This is a genomic window from Aquimarina sp. MAR_2010_214 (assembly GCF_002846555.1).
GTDB lineage: Bacteria > Bacteroidota > Bacteroidia > Flavobacteriales > Flavobacteriaceae > Aquimarina.
This window is the reverse complement of the sequence record NZ_PJMS01000001.1, coordinates 486,320-507,038: the sequence shown is the minus strand read 5'-3', so window position 1 is coordinate 507,038 and position 20,719 is coordinate 486,320. Positions and strand designations below refer to the sequence as shown.

At 33.3% G+C, this 20,719-nt stretch carries 14 protein-coding genes; 10 read left to right on the top strand and 4 right to left on the bottom strand.

Annotated elements, in window-relative coordinates; translation table 11 throughout:
- The first annotated feature begins 193 nt into the window (after positions 1-193).
- Positions 194-2,956 (top strand): TonB-dependent receptor domain-containing protein, encoded by a 2,763-nt coding sequence (locus tag ATE84_RS02285; RefSeq protein WP_101445472.1) that lies wholly within the window; start codon positions 194-196, stop codon positions 2,954-2,956.
- Between the two features lie 32 nt (positions 2,957-2,988).
- Positions 2,989-4,479, top strand: a complete 1,491-nt coding sequence (locus ATE84_RS02280; protein WP_101445470.1) for a G-D-S-L family lipolytic protein — start codon at positions 2,989-2,991, stop codon at positions 4,477-4,479.
- Between the two features lie 53 nt (positions 4,480-4,532).
- On the opposite strand, the gene ATE84_RS02275 is transcribed toward ATE84_RS02280, so the two are convergent.
- Complete coding sequence (locus ATE84_RS02275; RefSeq protein ID WP_101445469.1) at positions 4,533-5,807, bottom strand: sterol desaturase family protein; 1,275 nt, start codon at positions 5,805-5,807, stop codon at positions 4,533-4,535.
- Between the two features lie 270 nt (positions 5,808-6,077).
- Here ATE84_RS02275 and atpD point away from each other — a divergent pair, with 270 nt between their 5' ends.
- The 3 genes from atpD (at position 6,078) to ATE84_RS02260 (ending at position 11,075) form a co-directional block, all read left to right on the top strand.
- A complete protein-coding gene (gene atpD / locus ATE84_RS02270; protein ID WP_101445468.1) occupies positions 6,078-7,586 on the top strand; it encodes a F0F1 ATP synthase subunit beta in 1,509 nt (502 codons plus the stop codon).
- A 94-nt stretch (positions 7,587-7,680) separates the two neighbouring features.
- Positions 7,681-7,959: a F0F1 ATP synthase subunit epsilon gene (locus ATE84_RS02265; RefSeq protein ID WP_101445467.1), complete on the top strand. Its 279-nt coding sequence runs from the start codon at positions 7,681-7,683 to the stop codon at positions 7,957-7,959.
- A gap of 266 nt (positions 7,960-8,225) precedes the next feature.
- On the top strand, positions 8,226-11,075 hold the full coding sequence (locus ATE84_RS02260; protein ID WP_101445465.1) for a S9 family peptidase: 2,850 nt from the start codon (positions 8,226-8,228) through the stop codon (positions 11,073-11,075).
- Here ATE84_RS02260 and ATE84_RS02255 read toward each other — a convergent pair.
- Positions 11,053-11,592 carry a GNAT family N-acetyltransferase gene (locus ATE84_RS02255; protein WP_101445464.1) on the bottom strand — a complete coding sequence of 180 codons (540 nt, stop codon included), beginning with the start codon at positions 11,590-11,592 and terminating at the stop codon, positions 11,053-11,055. The genes ATE84_RS02260 and ATE84_RS02255 overlap by 23 nt on opposite strands.
- 558 nt (positions 11,593-12,150) lie before the next feature.
- Here ATE84_RS02255 and ATE84_RS02250 point away from each other — a divergent pair.
- From ATE84_RS02250 to bioA, 5 genes are all read left to right on the top strand, one after another.
- Positions 12,151-15,429, top strand: a complete 3,279-nt coding sequence (locus ATE84_RS02250; protein ID WP_101445463.1) for a S41 family peptidase — start codon at positions 12,151-12,153, stop codon at positions 15,427-15,429.
- 373 nt (positions 15,430-15,802) lie between these two features.
- Positions 15,803-16,951, top strand: coding sequence for a pyridoxal phosphate-dependent aminotransferase family protein (locus ATE84_RS02245; protein WP_101445461.1), 1,149 nt, complete (start codon positions 15,803-15,805; stop codon positions 16,949-16,951).
- Positions 16,948-17,349 carry a DUF2007 domain-containing protein gene (locus tag ATE84_RS02240; RefSeq protein WP_101445460.1) on the top strand — a complete coding sequence of 134 codons (402 nt, stop codon included), beginning with the start codon at positions 16,948-16,950 and terminating at the stop codon, positions 17,347-17,349. The genes ATE84_RS02245 and ATE84_RS02240 overlap by 4 nt, the downstream gene beginning before the upstream one ends.
- Positions 17,346-17,966: a dethiobiotin synthase gene (gene bioD, locus ATE84_RS02235; protein WP_101445459.1), complete on the top strand. Its 621-nt coding sequence runs from the start codon at positions 17,346-17,348 to the stop codon at positions 17,964-17,966. The genes ATE84_RS02240 and bioD overlap by 4 nt, the downstream gene beginning before the upstream one ends.
- A 43-nt stretch (positions 17,967-18,009) precedes the next feature.
- Positions 18,010-19,275 carry an adenosylmethionine--8-amino-7-oxononanoate transaminase gene (gene bioA, locus ATE84_RS02230; protein ID WP_101445457.1) on the top strand — a complete coding sequence of 422 codons (1,266 nt, stop codon included), beginning with the start codon at positions 18,010-18,012 and terminating at the stop codon, positions 19,273-19,275.
- Here bioA and ATE84_RS02225 read toward each other — a convergent pair.
- A complete protein-coding gene (locus ATE84_RS02225) occupies positions 19,272-20,282 on the bottom strand; it encodes a hypothetical protein (protein ID WP_233195731.1) in 1,011 nt (336 codons plus the stop codon). The genes bioA and ATE84_RS02225 overlap by 4 nt on opposite strands.
- A complete protein-coding gene (locus tag ATE84_RS02220) occupies positions 20,263-20,712 on the bottom strand; it encodes a cytochrome c oxidase assembly factor Coa1 family protein (protein ID WP_101450778.1) in 450 nt (149 codons plus the stop codon). The genes ATE84_RS02225 and ATE84_RS02220 overlap by 20 nt, the downstream gene beginning before the upstream one ends.
- Between the last annotated feature and the right edge of the window lie 7 nt (positions 20,713-20,719).

The window sequence follows — 20,719 nt, the reverse complement described above, 5'->3', positions numbered from 1 at the left end:
GTAACCCTATCTGAAAATTTTCAGATAGGGTTTTTAGTTTTTGATAGAGATAGAATGAAAAATAAAAACTATGAAATGATGATAATGTTACGTGATGGGTTTTTGGTAATGAAATCACAAAGGTTTGTTGATTTTGCTGAGAAATTATGGAAAAAACGTATATTGTTATCATAACTATTAAATTTTTAGGGGCATGAAAAAAATTACATTAGTAATAATGATGATGGTATGCATTGTTGCTACTGCACAAACAACAATTGGCGGAAAGGTAGTAGATGATAGCGGTCAGCCCATTCCAGGAGCAAATATCACGTTAAAAAACTCCTCTTCGGGAACAGTAACAGATTTTGACGGTATTTTTACTTTAACAGTTCAGGAATCACCCCCTTTTACAATAATAGCCAGTTCTGTAGGGTTTGAATCCTCATCAATAGAAATATCTTCTCAAACTGCAGACTTAACTATTGTATTAAAAGCGGGTACAGAACTTGACGAAGTAGTTATTTCTGCTTCCAGAACACCAGAGCGTATCTTCGAATCACCAGTAAGTGTTGAGCGTTTCGGAATTAGAGAAATTAAAAACACGCCCTCAGTAGATTTCTATGATGGATTGGAAAATCTTAAAGGAGTTGATGTTAATACAAATAGTTTAACGTTTAAATCTGTTAATACCAGAGGATTTGCAGCATTTTCGAATACTCGTTTCGTTCAATTGGTAGATGGAATGGATAATTCAGCACCTGCTCTTAATTTCGTATTAGGAAACCTGTTGGGGATGACAGAGCTAGATGTTAATAGTGTAGAATTATTGCCAGGAGCGTCTTCTGCATTGTATGGAGCGAATGCTTTTAATGGAATTCTGTTTATGACAAGCAAAAATCCATTTGATCATCATGGAATTAGTGCATATTTTAAAGGTGGAATTACCTCGCAAGAAGCGGCAGGAGATAATGAGTTTTATGATTACGGAATCAGAGTTGCGCATAAGTTTTCAGAGAAATTCGCAGCAAAAGCTAATTTCTCGTATCTGCGAGGTACAGATTGGTTTGCAACTAACACTGTTAATGTTTTAAATCCTGATACCGATAGGTCAGACCTTAATTATGATGGTCTTAATGTGTATGGTGATGAGGTAAGTACAAATATAAGAGGTGTAGGAGAAGCTCTTGTAAATAGAGGGGTTCTACCAGCAGGAGCCGAAAACTTGTTACCAGATGAGAGCGTTAGTAGAACGGGATATAATGAGCAAGACTTAAATGCTAATAAAGCAGAAAGTATAAAATTTGATGCAGCATTACACTATAGACCATTTGCTAATGATTTTGAAGTTATTTATAAAGGAAAAATAGGTAAAGGAACTACAATTTATCAGGGAGCAAATCGATATTCGATTCGTAATTTTTTCTTACAACAGCATAAATTAGAATTTAAGAACAACAACTTTTTTGTTAGAGGGTATTTAACTGATGAAAACGCAGGAGATTCTTATGATATAAGATTTACTGGAATTAATGTTAATAGAAAATGGAAAGATGATCAAACTTGGTTTGGTCAATATGCAGGTACTTTCGTCCAGGCAACATTAGCTGGTCAATTGCCAGAGCAAGCACATCTTATTGCAAGACAAACAGCTGATACAGGTCGCCTTAGACCGGGGACACCAGGGTTTGAACAAGCCTTTGAAGCGGTAATTAATGATCCAAACCTGTTAACGGGATCAAAATTTCAAGATGCTTCTCAGTTAAAACATGTGGACGTTAATTATAATTTAAGTCATATCATAGGGGATATTGCAGATATTCAGGTAGGAGGATCATTTAGAGAGTATAAATTGAATTCTTCAGGTACAATCTTTACAGATTTTGATGGACCTATTAGGTATTCTGAATACGGGGCGTATACACAAATTCAGAAAAAATTTGCAGATGAAAGATTAAAAGCAACAGGATCTGTTCGATATGATAAATCTGAATTGTTTGAAGGTAATATATCACCTAGATTATCGATAGGATACACTTTAGGTGCCGAAAGAAATCATAATATCAGGGCTTCTGTACAAACGGGGTTTAGAAATCCAACTACACAGGATTTGTATATCGGATTGGATGTAGGACGAGCGATATTAGTTGGGTCTGCTAATGATAATTTAGATAGAGATGTAAGGACATTTGATGATTTAAGTGGAGCCGGCGAAACTATTGTAGGGTCTGATTCCGTTACTATAACGGGTAGAGCAGCTTACGAAAATTCGTTTTCAGCAAACTCAGTAACAAATGGAACACCAGAAGCTTCTAATGCAAGTCTTGTAGAACCAGAAAAAATTACAGCTTTGGAAGTGGGATATCGTGGTAAAGTAAAGAAACTTATTATTGATCTAAGCGGGTATTATAACCAATATAAAGATTTTATATCCAGTGAAAATGTAATTGTACCATTATATGGTCAAGTAGGAGATGGGACATTATCACTTCTTGCATTACAGAATGATGATTTTAAAGTATATCAGGCCTATACAAACTCAGATGTAGATATAAAATCTTTTGGAGCTACAATAGGAGTAAACACAAGAATTCCTGGGGATTTTGATTTAGGAGTTAATTATACTTATGCCGAACAGGATTTCGATAAAGATAAAGATCCTGATTTCGTGACTAATTTTAATACCCCCAAACATAAAGTAAAAGCTACTTTTGGGCATGCAAATTTGTTTGAAAATTTTGGATTTAATGCTAGTTATCGTTGGAGTGATAGTTACTTCTGGGAAGCTTCATTTGGAAATGGAAATATACCATCTTTCTCGGTTATCGATGCTCAGATAAATTATAAGATCCCAAAATTGAAAACTACTCTTAAAGTTGGTGCGACTAACATTGGAGGAGATGAATATTTCACGGCATTTGGAACTGGATTTATTGGATCCCAGTATTACATAAGCTTGTCAATAAATAATTTGTAAGCAACGATTAAAAAACAATAAAAAAAGAACAGATGGATACTCAATATAAATGGTTAATACTCCTGTTGATTTTTGGATATATTTCTTGCGAATCAGATGATGATACCTCTACTGTAGGTGAAGAAATAGTAGTTACTTCAGGGAATGCAGATTTTTCAAAATTTGTTTCCTTAGGGAATTCTATGACTGCCGGGTTTACTGACGGGGCCCTGTTTATTGCTGGACAAGAAAACTCAATATCTAATATTTTGGCAAAACAATTTACTTTAGCAGGAGGAGGAGAATTTAAACAACCTTTAATGAACGATAATATCGGGGGAGCTCTTGTAGCAGGAACTCCTACTTTAAATCCTAGATTTTATTTTTATAGTGACCCTAATCCTGATCCGCCAAATGAATCGGGACCACGATTATTAGGAACCACACCAGATGATGATACTCCCGAGGTACCCACCACAGAAATAACAAATATAATATCAGGACCTTTTAATAATATGGGAATCCCTGGAGCCAAAAGCTTTCATTTATCTGCAGCTGGATATGGTAATGCAGCAGGACTACCAAATTTGGCTAATCCTTATTTTGTGAGAATTGCTTCTAGTCCTACAGCATCTGTACTTGGTGATGCTATAGCTCAGAATCCAACATTTTTCTCGTTGTGGATCGGTAATAACGATGTGCTGGGGTATGCTTTATCCGGAGGAGATGGTACAGACCCAATAACAGATGAAACTACATTTACACAGGCGTATAATGCGTTAATTACCACGCTAACTTCTGGTGAAACAAAAGGAGTAGTATTCAATATTCCTGATGTAACATCTTTACCTCATTTTACAACAGTACCATACAACCCTGTTCCTTTAGATGCGACAAAAGCGGGTGCGGTTAATCAAGGGTATGCAATGTATAATGCAGGTTTATTACAAGCAGAAAATCTTGGTGGCATTGATGAGGCAGAAAGAAAAGCTAGGACAATTAAATTTGTAGAAGGGCAAAATGCAGTTGTGATAGAAGATGAAAGTTTAACAAACCTAACTGGTTCTGGTTTGCCAAATTACAGACATGCTACTGCAAAAGATTTATTAGTACTACCAAGTTCTTCTTTTATAGGTACTACGGTTGGAGGGAATCCATTATTAATTAATGGAGTGTCAGTTCCTTTGGAAGACAAATGGGTATTGATACCAACCGAGCAACAAGAGATAACTACCGCAACTAATACATTTAATACGATAATAAGTACAACAGTCCAGCAAGCAGGTTTAGCTTTTGTAGATGTAAATATGCTTCTTAATCAAATTTCTGAAAACGAAAATGGAGTGCCATTTGATGAATTTTTCTTGAATGATAATTTAGTTTTTGGTGGCGCTTTTTCTTTAGATGGAGTGCATCCTACAGCTAGAGGTTATGCTTTTTTAGCAAATAAAGCAATGGAGTCTATAAATACTACATACGGTTCTAATTTACCTATGGTAAAAGCAGTGGATTACCCAACTTTTTATTCACCTTTGTTAAAATAGATCATAAATTCTAAAATAATAAAACCCACTGTAGATATCCTAAAGTGGGTTTTTTATGCTGTTTGTTGAATAGAATGAGAATTGTAGTTCCTTTCTATTAATTGAAAATATAAGGATAGTAAAAAAGATATAATTATATATCCTAAAACTACAAATGTAGCCCCTTGAAAAATAGTGTCAATATCAAACCAACTACCATAATAAAGTATAAAATATAATCCCATTGCGAGCTTAATACATTCTGCAAACAAAGAAATTATATGTCGGTCCATTAGAGAGGTATAAGCAAATATTGATACCGCCAGAAAGATAGAGTAGTTTACAATTTGAATAAACTCTAGATCGGCAACGCTAATCAATAGATAATACATAAGTGCTACTGTAGTTACAAGCTGAAACCAGGACCATAATTTTAACACCAATGAACTTTCTGTTTTGTATTTCTGTCTGGAGTAAGGATTAGTGATGAGCTGTATGGGGTATTTTTCTTTTACATCCTCTGGTCGCCATCCTGTGGGCATAAACCATATCCTGATTTTATCAAACCAATTTTGGGTTCTCCATGCATCTTTTATTATTCCCCACAGGTGCATGAAATTGATAAAGAAAGGATTCCAGGTGTTTACAGGTTTTTTTACGCCATAAATCGGTGGTTTGTCTGGTAATTCTTCTTGAAAAGTTCCAAAAAGTTTATCCCAAAAAATGAATATTTCAGAATAGTTTTTATCCAAATATTCGTCGTTAATTGCATGATGAACTCTGTGATGAGAGGGAGTAACAATAATATGTTCTAAAATTCCCATTTTATTGATTAATCGGGTATGGTACCAAAATTGAGCAAAGAAATGAATAGGAGCAACAAATGCAACAATATTTGCAGGAATCCCGACTAATGCTAATGGGATATAAAGAAAAAAATAAATAGCAACTATTGCAGATACATTTTGCCGTAAGGCACATGCCAAATTAAACTCTTCACTACTGTGATGTATGATATGCCGGTTCCAGAATACATTTATAGTATGATTAAAACGGTGTGACCAATATCCAATAAAATCCAACCCGATAAAAGTTAAAATATATATCAAAATTGTAGACTTAATTTCTATTAAAGCCAGATGTTCGACCATCCATTCATAGCTTAAAATGATAACAGTAAGGCCAATCAAGCTTTTTAGTGTATTTGTGATACCAGAACTAATACTCGAAATTGTATCCATGCCTTCGTTAACAGGTATTCTTTTCCATCTACTAATTAAATATTCAACGAGAATGAGTACAATAAAGCCTGGTATTGCATAGCTTAGTGCGATAGCATAAGTTTCCATTTAACTGGTTTTATCTAAAAATAAGGAAAATATTTATTTCGAAAAATTAATTCATCAAACAATTCAAAGCTACCATTTAACCTCAAAAAAAGAAGGATTCTTAGAATTGAAAAAAGAAGTAAAGTACGACTTGAAAAAAACTAAAGAAATTGAGTTATTTTTTTCATTTTAAAAGACTATATTTGCAGCCTGAAAAAAGCTAGTATTCAGTATGGTTGAGTACTTGATTTTTTTAACATAGTTAAATACTAAACATTAAATAGTTATATAATGTCTAAAGTTACAGGTAAAGTATCTCAAATTGTAGGTCCGGTTATCGATGTAGAATTCGCAGCTGGTACTGAATTACCAAAAATTTATGATTCGTTAGAAATTAACAAAACAGACGGTAGTATACTAGTGTTAGAGGTTCAGTCTCACATTGGTGAAGATACTGTGCGTACTATTGCAATGGATTCCAGTGATGGATTGAGCAGAGGAATTGAGGTAGTTGCAACTGGAGCTCCTATTCAAATGCCAATAGGTGGTGATGTATATGGACGTCTATTTAATGTAATTGGAGATGCGATTGATGGTCTTGGAGATCTTCCAAAATCAGGAAAAGATGGACTTTCGATTCACCGTCAAGCGCCTAAATTTGAAGATTTGTCAACTTCTACAGAAGTTTTATTTACTGGGATTAAAGTGATCGATCTTATTGAGCCTTATGCAAAAGGAGGTAAGATTGGGTTATTTGGTGGTGCCGGGGTAGGTAAAACAGTACTTATTCAGGAGTTGATTAATAATATTGCAAAAGGACATGGTGGTCTTTCTGTATTTGCAGGAGTAGGAGAAAGAACGCGTGAAGGGAATGACCTTCTTCGTGAAATGCTAGAATCTGGAATTATCAAATACGGAGATGATTTTATGCACTCTATGGAAAATGGAGGATGGGATCTTTCTAAAGTAGATAAAGAAGTAATGAAAGAATCTAAAGCTACTTTCGTATTCGGACAAATGAATGAGCCTCCAGGAGCGCGTGCACGTGTAGCACTATCTGGTCTTACAATAGCAGAATATTTCCGTGATGGAGCTGGAGATGGACAAGGGAAAGATGTACTTTTCTTCGTAGATAATATTTTCCGTTTTACACAAGCAGGTTCTGAGGTATCAGCACTTCTGGGACGTATGCCATCAGCGGTAGGATATCAACCTACATTAGCAACAGAGATGGGTGTGATGCAAGAGCGTATTACTTCAACAAAGAAAGGATCGATTACATCTGTACAGGCAGTTTATGTACCTGCAGATGACCTTACCGATCCTGCACCAGCAACAACATTTGCTCACTTAGATGCAACAACAGTATTATCTCGTAAAATTGCAGAGCTAGGTATTTATCCAGCGGTAGATCCATTAGATTCTACTTCAAGAATCCTTTCGGCAGATATTCTTGGTGATGAGCACTACAATTGTGCACAACGAGTAAAAGAGTTATTACAACGCTATAAAGAATTACAAGATATTATTGCCATCCTTGGTATGGAAGAACTATCTGAAGAAGATAAGCTGGCTGTAGGGCGTGCCCGTCGTGTACAACGTTTCTTATCTCAACCATTCCATGTAGCAGAACAATTTACTGGTATCCCAGGATGCTTAGTAGATATTAAAGATACCATTAAGGCATTTACAATGATTATGGATGGTGAGTTAGATCACCTACCAGAAGCTGCATTTAACCTTAAAGGAACAATCGAAGAAGCTATCGAAGCTGGTGAAAAAATGTTAGCAGAGGCATAAATTAGTAGTGAGAAGTTAGTAATTGAGTAGTGAGATTAGTTTCTTTCTCATTATGGTCTAAATACTAATTACTCAATACTCAATACTTAAAAATATGTATTTAGAAATAGTAACTCCAGAAGCAATATTATTTAGTGGTGAAGTAGCTTCGGTTGCCGTACCAGGGATAGATGGAGAGTTTCAGATGTTAGATAATCACGCACCTATTGTTTCTTTATTAGGAAAAGGAGACGTAAAAGTGTATGGTGAGATGAATCTAGAAGAAGAAGTTGCTGATAAATTCACAAAAGGTGAAAATGGAGCAACACTACTTTCTATTGCCTCAGGAACTATCGAAATGAAAGATAATAAGGTTATTGTACTTGCAGATTAGTTAGGTCAATACAATAATTTAATTATATAGTATATGAATCCCTGTTACATCTATTGTAACAGGGATTTTTTATTTAAAACCTCAAGAAACGATGAACAGAGGTGTTAATATTATGTTCAGGATTTAGATTCTCCAATAAAATTAATAGAATAGGCTGTCTAAATGGCTGATTTTTAGATAAAATTATGTTAAACAGACTTTTTTGGTAAAAAGGTTTTATATTTTTCCAAAGCATATATAATCACTCTAATATTAAAATCTTACATATGATTCAAAGACTAGTCACCTTTGTAGCTATACTAATTACCTCATTGATTTCTGCTCAGAAAAAAACATTGACTCATGCTGACTACGATTTATGGAAAAATATTACTGATGTAAAAATCTCTGATAAAGGAAAGCTAATCGTATCTACTATAGAAACCAATACTAAAAGAGGAGATGGTTATGTAGAGATATATAATACTCAAAACAAAACTAAATTTAAATACCCTAATGGGTATGATACTTCAATATCTTTTAATGAAAATTATGTTATTTTTAAAAAGAGACCTAATTATCAACTCACCAGAAAAGAAAAAAAGGAAGAAGTAAAAAAGGAAAATAGAACTAAAGATGCTTTGTTTATCTATGATGTAAAAAACAATACGATTTATGATTCTATTTTAAGAGTGAAAAAATATAAAATACCAAAAAAACAAGAAGGCTGGCTGGTTATTGAAAATTTTAAAAAAGAAAAAAAGGAAGAAAAAGGAAAGAAAAAGACGCTTTCTGAGCAAAAAACCGATAGTATAGACAAAAATGCTCCAATGGCGTTTAAACAGAATTATGCTTTGGTTTACAATTTAAAAACAAAGCAAAAAGATACCATACATCAAATAAAAGATTTTGTCTTACCAGAAAAAGCAAAAACATTTTATTATACTTTAAAAAATAAAAAGGATAAACAAAAAGATATTGGAGTTTATGAGTATAACTTGGCGTCTGGAGTAAAAATTGCTATTGATACTACAAAATATATTTATGATAAACTGGCAGTATATAAAGATGGAAATCAATTTGCTTATCTATCTGCAGTTGATTCTACAGCAATAGACTCCCTAAAGTATGAATTGTATTATTATAAAAATAAGAAGCTACAAAAACTTGTAAACACACCAGATAAGAACCTTAGAGAAAACTGGGAATTGAGTAAAGATCAAACACCTTTTTTCGCTGATAATGGAGATAGGTTATATTTTTACTCAAAACCAAAAGCAGTATACTCAAAAGATACCACATTATTAAAAGATGAAATACCACAGGTCGATGTATGGAACTGGCAGGATAAACTAATTCAGCCAGAACAAAAATCAAAATTAGAAAAACTTAACAAAAAAGCATTTGTATCTTATTATAATACAGTGTCTAATCAGTATGTACATATTCAGGATAGTACTATTGAAGACTTGAGTTTTGATAGAAAAAAAGAGCAACAGTTTATATTGGGTTCTGTAGCTGCGCCATATGAAATCGAACGTTCCTGGGATTATCCATGGGCAAAAGATTTTTATGCCATCGACACCTATACTGGTCATAAGCATTTAATTTTGAAAAATAAAGGGTTAAAACCCGTTCTTTCTCCAGATGGGCAGTATGCTTTGTATTATGACATGAAGGAAAAGCATTGGTTCTCAGTTCATTTATCTACAGTAAAAAAAGTTAATCTTACCAAAAATTTAGATATAGCATTTTATGATGAGGATGATGATCACCCTTCATTACCTTCTCCTTATGGTTTTGGAGGTTTTGATTCGAAAGGAAATGCATTGATTTATGATAAATTTGATATTTGGCGAGTTTCTCTTTCTGGGAAAGAAAAACCAATAAATCTTACACAAAATGGAAGGAAAAACAATGTTGAGTATAGAACAAAAATGTTGGATCCTGAACAAAAAAATAAAGCAACATATTGTAATAAGGAATTATTGATTATCAGTTTTGATAAGGTGACAAAAATTTCTGGAGTATATACTTTAAGAAAAGGAAAATTGATAGAAAAAATCCGGCCTTCAGAATTTCGTATCAACTCCTATCAAAAAGCAAAGAATGCCGAGGTTTATAGCTATAGAAAACAAAACTTTACTACATTTCCTGACCTTTATGTAACAACGAATACATTTCAAAACTCAGATAGAATAACAGCAATAAATCCACATCAAAAAGATTTTAAATGGGGAACTGCAGAGTTATTCTCTTGGAAAACATATGATGGTAAAAAACTAGAGGGAATTATTTATAAACCGGAAGATTTTGACCCTTCCAGGCAATATCCTTTGATCACTTATTTTTATGAAAAACGATCTGATAGCTACCGTAATTATCATATACCTAAACCCAGTGCTTCTATTGTAAATCCTTCGTATTTGGTAAGTAATGATTATATCATGTTTATTCCTGATATTGTATACGATGAAGGTAAGCCTGGAGCCAGTGCATACAATTGTATAGTCTCGGGAGTAGAAGCTTTGGGAGAATTGGGATATATAGATAGAGATAATATAGGGATACAAGGACAAAGCTGGGGAGGATATCAGGTAGCATATCTGGTAACCGTTACTAATAAGTTTAAAGCAGCGATGGCTGGTGCTCCGGTAAGTAATATGACTTCTGCTTATGGTGGAATCAGATGGAAATCGGGATTGAGCAGAGCATTTCAATACGAAAGAACACAAAGCAGATTAGGAAAAAACCTATGGGATGGATTTGATCTATATATTGAAAATTCACCGCTTTTTGGTATCCCAAAAATAGAAACCCCATTACTAATGATGCATAACGATAATGATGGAGCAGTACCTTATTATCAAGGTATAGAGATGTTTATGGGAATGCGAAGATTGCAAAAACCAGTATGGTTGCTAGTATATAATGAGGAAGCTCATAATTTGAAAAAAGTAAAAAACAAACAGGATCTTTCTATCAGAATGATGCAATTTTTTGATTATTACTTAAAAGGAGAGCCTGCTCCTGTGTGGATGACAAAAGGTGTTCCTAGAGTACAAAAAGGAAAGGACTTAGGATATGGTTTAGAGAATACGAGATCATCAAGTACTATGCCCAGTCCCAATGAATAAGATGCCATTCTGTACCATCAGACTCATGAGTGAGTAATGTTTTGAAACCAATAGCATAGTGTGCCTGTAAAGAACGAGAGTTATTTGAGGCTACTTCGGTGATTAATACGTTATAACTGTCTTGTAATTCGATTTTCATAGTTTGGTATAGGCCTCTAAAAATTCCTTGTTTACGATAGGCTTTATCAATACATACCTGCCCCATTATTACATAAGATATAGAAGAATCTAAGTGATCTTCGATTATAGAAAACATAGGTTTTAGTAATTCTATATCATCTTTAAAATCTTTTAGCATACACAGTGCATATCCAACTACTTTATCACCATCCTTTGCAATGATATGAGGTTGTTTGCTATTCATTTTTCTTAGAATATCAAGATCATGTTGCACAGAAACAAAGCCTTCTGCTTCTTTTTCTTTTTGTGAAATTGAAATCGGTAAATTATTTTGTTGAAGGACTAAAACCTGCTGTAATTCTACTTCAGAAGTGATTACAGTATACGTTATATTCATATGTACAGTGTTTAAATTCAATATAAAATAAATTTAACCTTAAAGTGGTTTAAACTTTTTTATCTTCTTTCTTTTGATTTTTTTAATGTTATCACGATGAATGACAAATAGTTAGACTTTTTCCAGTGTTCTACAATTATATCGGATCTGTTTATAATGATCTGAAACTACTATTTTTCCAAGCATTAGTGAGTTCTACAGCTTACCTTTCTTGGTAAAGATTTTATCACTAAATACCTCTATTGCGCGTCAGTCTTTAACTTAAAGAGAATAACATTTATAATTTCCACTTCTATTGTATTTTTGTTGAGTGTCAAGTGTATAATAGATTGTTTTTTTAGTGTTTTGCAACACAAATATCCACAACCTTTTTTTATTTTCAAAAAAGTTTAAAGCTCTTCATTTAGTAAGCAATAGCATTCCATAAAAGTATCGATTTTACAATCTTTATAACAAAGAATGTTTTTAGGAATTTAGAATTTGATTAACAAAACTTTTTCCACAAAAACTGTACTTTCACGAGGTTCTTTATTTTCAAAATTATTTATCACATAAATCATGAAAAAACTAAATTCAGCACTTACCCTTATTCTATTTATTTTATTTTTTATTCCATTTCAATTGTTCTCTATCGATCCAATAGACACAAGAATGATGATGCAACCTGCTATAGGAAAAAATCATATTGCATTTATATATGCAGATGATTTGTGGATTGCCAATATTGATGGGTCAGAACCAAAAAGACTTACCATAGATAAAGGTATTGAATCCAACCCTGTCTTTTCTCCTGATGGGCAATCTATAGCATTCAGCGCTGAATATGATGGTAACTTAGATGTTTTTATCATTCCAACAAATGGAGGGATACCTAAAAGGCTTACTTGGCATCCTGTTCGAGATTTTACGCTTGGTTTTTCTCCTGATGGAAAATCAGTTTTATTCAATTCACAAAGAGCAGTTCATACCAATAGGTATTCAAAATTATATCAAGTTTCTATTGATGGTGGTTTTCCTAAAGAATTAGAGATTCCTAATGCTTGGCATGCAACATATTCTCCAGACGGTAAAAATATGGCTTATACCCCAATTCGTGGGCGTTTTTCTCAATGGAAAAATTACCGTGGAGGAACAACTGCTAATATTTGGTTGTTCTCTTTCAACGATAAATCTATTGTTAAGATTCCACAACCAAAAGGAGGTAGCAATGATGTGCAACCTATGTGGAAAGGAGATAACGTATTTTTCTTAAGCGATAGAAATGGAGAGTTTAATCTATTTTCTTATAATACCTCATCTAAAGCAATAAATCAACTTACACAATTCAATGATTTCCCAATAACAAATGCTAAACTTGGTTCTGATAAAATTATTTTTGAACAAGCGGGGTATCTTCATTTATATAATATTATACAACAAAAATCAACCAAGCTAAAGATCGGTATTGCTACAGATTTATTAGAGTTACGTGAACGCTACATTAAAGGAAATAGATATATTCGTTCTGCAGATATATCACCTTCAGGAAAAAGAGTTGTATTTGATTATAGAGGCGAAATCATTACTGTACCTGAAAACAAAGGAAACCCTAGAAATATTACATTAAGTCCCGGTGATCATGAGAAATATCCAGCTTGGTCACCTGATGGTAAACAAATCGCATATTTCTCTGATGCTTCTGGTGAATATGAGTTATATATCAAATCTCAAGATGGAAAAGGAGAACCTAAGAAATATAAATTATCAGGAACAGGGTTTTATGCGTATACTACTTGGTCTCCTGATAGTAAAAAAATTAGTTTTTCAGATAATGGCCGAAACCTCTACATTTTAGATGTCGTCTCAAAAAAGATTACTAAAATAGCTAATGACGAATACTATTTTCCCGGTGCATTCAGAAATCTATTTGGAGATTGGTCTTCAGACTCTAATTGGATTGTATACTCTAAAATAATTGACAGTAACTTTGAACAAGTATTCCTTTATTCCATTAAAGATTCTAAATCTTATCCAGTATCTGATGGATTAAGTAATGCCAGTAACCCTGTTTTTGATCCCAGTGGAAAATACTTATATTTTTTCGCTTCAACAGATGCCGGCCCTGTAGTTAACTGGTTTGATCAATCAAACCAAGATATGTCTCTGACTAATTCAATTTATTTAGCAACGCTGAAAAAAGATATCATCTCTCCATTTGCAAAAGAAAGTGATGAAGAAAAACCTAAAAAAGATGAGAAAGGAGAATCTACTAAAGATAAAAAAGACTCAGGAAAAGAAAAGAACAACCCTAAAGAACCTTTACAGATAGATATTGATGGAATTCAAAATAGAATTATTGATCTTCCTATAAAAGGCGGAAACTATTATGATTTAAATTCAGGAGAAGATGATAAAATATTATACATATCATTTAATAATAATGATTCTGAAGAACCCTCAAAACTACATCAATATGACCTAAAAGAAAGAAAAGATGAAGAAGTTATGGAATTAGATAATTATGTAATTTCTTCTGATGGTAAAAAAATGCTTTACAATAAAGGTAATAAATGGGGGGTTGCCGAAACTGGTAAAAAACCAAAAGATGGTAAAGGGGTTTTAAAAATCAATGATATCCAGGTAAAAATAAATCCTATTAAGGAATGGGAGAACATTTTTGAGGAAGCATGGAGAATCAATAGAGATTATTTCTATGACCCAGGTATGCACGGATCAGACTGGAAAGCCATGAAAGAGAAATACTCACAGTTTTTATCACATTTGTCTTCTAGAAATGATTTAAATCGAGTAATCCAATGGATGTGTAGCGAATTATCTGTAGGACACCATCGTCTACAAGGAAGAGGAGATAGATTGAATATCCCTAAACAAATACCTGGAGGACTTCTGGGAGCAGATTATGAAATTGTCAATAACAGATATCGATTTAAAAAAATATATGGTGGTCTCAACTGGAATCCAGAACTTAGATCTCCTCTAACAGAACCTGGTGTTCAAATTAAAGAAGGAGATTATTTACTAGCTGTAAACGGAAAAAATATAAATAGTAATGATAATTTATTTAGCTTTTTTGAAAACACAGCAGACAAAATAATAGAGCTAACTGTAGGATCAAGCTCGGATAATAAAGACTCTAGAGTGGTTAAAGCAACCCCAATAACAAGCGAATACAGATTAAGAAATCGTGATTGGGTTGAGGGTAATCTAAAAAAAGTTCACGAAGCCACTAATGGACAGGTTGCCTATGTATATGTGCCAAATACAGCAACAGCCGGACATGAATATTTTAAAAGATACTTTTTTCCTCAGGCGAATAAAAAAGCTATCATTATCGACGAACGATTCAATGGTGGAGGTCAGATAGCTGACTATTATATTAATTTATTATTAAACCCATATCAAGCTCATTGGAATTTTAGATACGGTAAAGATCTGAAAACTCCAAGCGCTTCTATCCAGGGTCCTAAAGTCATGCTTATTGATGAAACTGCAGGTTCTGGAGGTGATATGTTGCCTTGGATGTTCAGAAAATTTAAGGTAGGCCAACTTGTTGGTAAGCGAACCTGGGGCGGTTTGGTTGGAATATTAGGATTTCCTGAATTTATTGATGGTGCTAGTGTTACTGCTCCTAATGTTGCCATTTGGACAGAAGATGGATTTATAGTAGAAAATGTGGGAGTCGCTCCAGATATTGAGGTTGAGCAATTACCTTCAGAAGTTATTAAAGGAAATGACCCTCAACTAGAAAAAGCAATTGAAATAGTATTAAAGGAGTTACAAAACAATCCTCCTAAAAAACGAGTACGACCGCCTTATCCTAAAAGAGCACGTAATTAAACATAGAACAAATACTTAAATAATAATTAGGTGTTTTTAGTTTCTGATGAATTTTCTTAATGAAGTGATTTAAACTTTTTTCAATTCGTTATTAAAAAGTTTAAATCACTTCATTACATCTTTATAATCAGGATACTCATTAGCTAAATTTTCTCTATCAGCCAACAGCCTAGGAAAACTATCAATTGAGGAAATTTATCTTCTTCAAGATTCACCCCAACTGTAGTTGATATGTATTTAAATACTATAGAAGTTTCAGGATACTATACTAAGCCAAAACAGAATTAATAAAATAGTAGTTTTATAGTCAAATTAGTATTCATTAAAAACCTGACTGCTTGTAAGAAGTATTTGTTTTATTTTTGAAATTATTATGCTATTTCCAGAAAAACTTCATAAAAAATTTAAGAATAGAGAGAAGAGTAATGCTCTTCGTAAACTCTCTGAACAAAAGACTCTCATCGATTTCTCGTCTAATGATTACTTGGGATTTACATCATCAAAGGAAATTTTTAATGGGACTCATCGATTATTGATTGAAAAAACAATACAAAAAAACGGAGCGACAGGTTCTCGTTTGCTTTCTGGAAATCATAAATTATACGTAGAAACTGAAAAAATGCTTGCGGATTTTCATAATGCTGAAGAAGCTTTGATTTTTAATTCTGGGTATGACGCCAATGTTGGCTTTTTTTCTTCTGTACCCCAACGAGGAGATGTTATTTTTTATGATGAATTAATACATGCATCTATTAGAGATGGGATGCAGATGAGTAATGCAAAATCGTATAAGTTTAAACACAATGATATAGAAGATCTAAAGTTTCAGATTGAGCGAAATCAAAAAGAGAGAAGTGATCAAGAAATATATATCGTTACAGAGTCGGTTTTTTCAATGGATGGAGATTGTCCAGACTTAAAATCTTTAATAGCATTTTGCCAGAAATACAGTTACCATCTTATTGTAGATGAGGCACATGCGACCGGTGTATTTGGTGATTATGGCGTGGGGCTACTCCAGAAATTAGGAATAGAAGATCAGGTTTTTGCAAGGATAAATACCTTTGGTAAAGCATTAGGTTGTCATGGAGCAGTGGTTTTAGGATCAAAGGATCTAAAAACATACTTAGTCAACTTTTGTAGGAGTTTTATATATACTACCGGATTACCACCACACTCTATTGCAACTATCAAAATGGCGTATGAAGAACTTCAACGTACACCAGAAATTAAAAAACTTATTGAGAATATTACTTTTTTTACCCAAGAACTTAAATCCAAACATCTAACATCAAGATTCATTAAAAGTAATTCTGCAATACATTGCTGTATTATTTCAGGAAATGAAAATGTGAAAAAAGTAGCAAATGAAATCCAGAAAAAAGGATTTGATGTTAAACCGATTTTGTCACCTACTGTGCCACAAGGTAAAGAGCGATTACGCTTTTGTTTACATTCTTATAATTCTAAAGAAGAAATATCGGAAGTCTTAGAACTACTTGCTACTTTTGTACGCATATGAGCGAAATATTTAAAACTGTCGCTGTTTTTCAATATTCGTCAGAAGCATTGATTATCAAAGGACGAATAGAATCAGAAGGAATCCAGGTTTTTACTATGGATATGTATACCATCGATACTGATCCTTTGGTTAGTAATGCTATCGGAGGCGTTAAATTGAAAGTAAAAGCAGAAGACGAACAGAAAGCACTGCAGATTATAGAAAGTATACAAGAATATGCTATAGATGATCAGGGAGAATCTATTTGTTGTCCAAAATGTAATGGAGAAAAAACAGTTCTGGATTCGACAATCGATAGCCTTAAAAGTTTAGTTCTTCTTCTATTGTTTATGTTACCAATTAATCAAAAAACGAAATATAGATGTAAGGACTGTAATCACAAATTTTACTTAAAATGAATAAAAAGATATTCGTTACAGGAATAGGCACAGAAGTAGGTAAAACTATAGCTTCGGCAATTGTGGTTGAGGCACTGCAGGCAGATTACTTTAAACCGATACAGGCAGGGGATTTAGAATATTCGGATACCGATAAAGTACAGGAGTTAGTGTCTAATTCAAAATCTGAATTTCATAATAATAGCTATGCCTTAAAAACCCCGATGAGCCCACATGCTGCAGCAGAAATTGACCAGGTTTCTATTGAAATTGATAAAATAACACTTCCCAAAACAAATAATCATTTGGTTATTGAAGGTGCCGGGGGATTATTGGTACCATTAAATAATAACAATACGATCCTGGATTTAATACACTCTGATTACCATGTTATTGTAGTTTCCAGACATTATTTAGGGAGTATTAATCATACCTTAATGACCATTCAGATTTTAAAAGAAAAAGGATGTACTGTATCTATTATTTTTAATGGAGCAGCACATAAAACTACAGAAAGTATCATAAAAGAAATGACAGGAGTTACAGTTATAGGAAGAATTGATAATGAGCCTTATTTTGATAAAATGGTAGTGATGGAATATGCAGAATTATTTAGAGATAAATTAGAATCACTTTAATATTCACTAAAAAAATATTCGCTTTCGCGGAAATGATATACATATGACTTTAAAAGAAAGAGATAAAAAACATCTTTGGCATCCACTTACTCAGCATAAAATACATCCCGAAGCATTACCAATTATAAAAGCAAAAGGAGCTTTGCTTTATGATGAAGATGAGAATATATATATCGATGGAATTGCTTCTTGGTATACTGCCATGTATGGTCATTGTAATGATTATATTTTAGAAAAAGTAAAATATCAGATGCAGCAGCTGGATCAGATTGTATTTGCAGGTTTTACACATGAACCTGCTATAAAATTATCTGAAGAGTTGATCAAAATATTACCAGATAATCAAGAAAAGATATTCTTTTCTGATAATGGTTCTACCGCCAATGAAGTAGGAATTAAAATGGCACTACAATACCATTTTAATAGAGGTGAAAAAAGAAATACAATTATCGCTTTTGAAGATGGTTTTCATGGGGATACTTTTGGAGCTATGTCTGCCTCAGGATTATCAGTATATAATGGCCCGTTTGAAGATTTTTTTATAAATGTTAAACGTATTCCTACTCCAAATTTTGAAAATATTGACAGTGTAATAAAAGAATTACAAGAGTGTATTACAACTCATGAAGTAGCTGCTTTCATATATGAACCACTGGTACAGGGAGCCAATGCAATGCATATGTACGAAGCGAGATATCTGGATCAAATCCTTACCATTTGTAAAGACAATACTATAATTACCATTGCAGATGAGGTAATGACAGGTTTCGGAAAAACCGGAAAAACGTTTGCTTCTGATTATGTAGAAACCAAACCAGATATTATTTCGATGTCTAAAGCTTTAACAGCAGGATTCGTACCTATGGCAGTAACAAGCTGTACTCAGGACATCTATGATGCCTTTCTTGATGATTCGATTGGTAAAGCCTTTTTTCATGCACATACCTATTCTGCTAACCCCATAGCCTGTTCTGTGGCTCTTGCAGCGATAGCGCTTTTAGAGAGTGAAGAAATTCAGGGTGATATTGACAGAATCATGAGATCTCATAAGGATTTCGATACTAAGATTAAGGATCATCCCAAAATTAAAAAGACAAGACAACAAGGAGTAATTTATGCCATAGATCTGGATATCGAAATGGATCGTTATGGTAAGAAACGTTATGAAATATTTGACCATTTTATGAAAAATGGGGTAGCATTAAGACCATTGGGGAGCACGGTTTATATTTTACCTCCTTATGTGATTACTCAGGAACAATTACAGAAGGTGTATGATACTATTATTGAGTTGTTAGAGAATATTTAACTCTTTAACTTTTCTTTTATTAAAGACGTGAATTTCTCTTTGTCATCAATAAAAAATGCGATCGTTTTATACGTCTTTTTCATTCCATAAAGTCCGGAAAATATATTTTCTTGTTTCAAAGTGATTAGCATATTATGACTTTCTAACTCACCAAGTGGAGACAACTTTATGGTTTTAGTATCGAATTCGATCTCTTTGTTTGTCATTTCGATAGATGCAATGGAGCTAATATTTATTGTGGTCTCACTAAGGATACCATAGCGTAGATGTAAGATATCACCTTCTATGGTAACGGGTCTTTTTGTAATAGATTTTAGAAAGCCAAAGATCTGGATACTAGAGTACACACTTAGTATACTTGCAATCCAAGCTGCAATTGCACTCCATTTTAATAAAAGAATGTGGAGCACATAGGTTTCAACGCCTATGATTACTATAAGTGCTGCTAATAAAGAAATGGTTCCACTGTTTTTATGATATGTAAATTCATTTTCTGCTAGAATTCTCTTTTTCCAGGATATGAATCCATAATATAATACCGCAAGCTCCATGGTAAGAAATATTGCAATTTTACCAGGTGCAATTTCACTACAGGTTTCCTTTAATGCAGAGAAAAAATCTAACTCTTGTTTTGCATTGGCTTTATATCTTTTTATGGTTTGGCGAAATTTATAAAACACAAAAAGACCAACACTTAGTTCTACAAAAGGAAAAATCCAGTTTTTTGCCCAATTTAGTGTAGACTGATGTTCCTGCGGGATAATATAAGAAGCGATAACCATTCCTAAGATAAAAAAAGGAACGACTGTAGTTTTAGGAATATTTTTCTTTTTGATTAATATAAAATAAACAATAGGTATAGTAAAAAGTAGATCAAGAGTGATACCAATAGATAGTGCACTAGTATTCGTAGCAAACATTTGTGATTTAGTGATCAAAATCACTGTTAAAATAAGGAGTAATGGTACTCCAAATACTACCAAATTACTATGGGTTTTCGTTGTCATACTCATTTTGTTGATATCCTAATAAATCAATTTGCTCATTGGTTTCATCAATGATCACATACATTTCTCTGTAGGTCCATTGGTCATTCTGTTTAGTGCCAACAACATATAATTTTGCTTCACCTTCTGGTCCTTTTATAGGGATCGATATATCTGCAGATCCTGTGTTGTTTTTATAAGAAAGACTACCATTCATTATGCCATTAGTTTCTATAGGTTCTCCCAGGATATTTACCACATATTCATCTTCATTTACTTTAACAAGAGCATCCTTGTAAGGGGTAGACTCAGTAATTAACTCACTCACACCAAATATTAGAGAGCCCAAAAAAATAAAAAATAAGACAATAAGAGTAAGACAGCCTCCTACCGGAACTGCCCAGCCCCAATTTCTGGCAAACCAGCTTTTTTGTTGTATATGATCCTCCATAATTTTT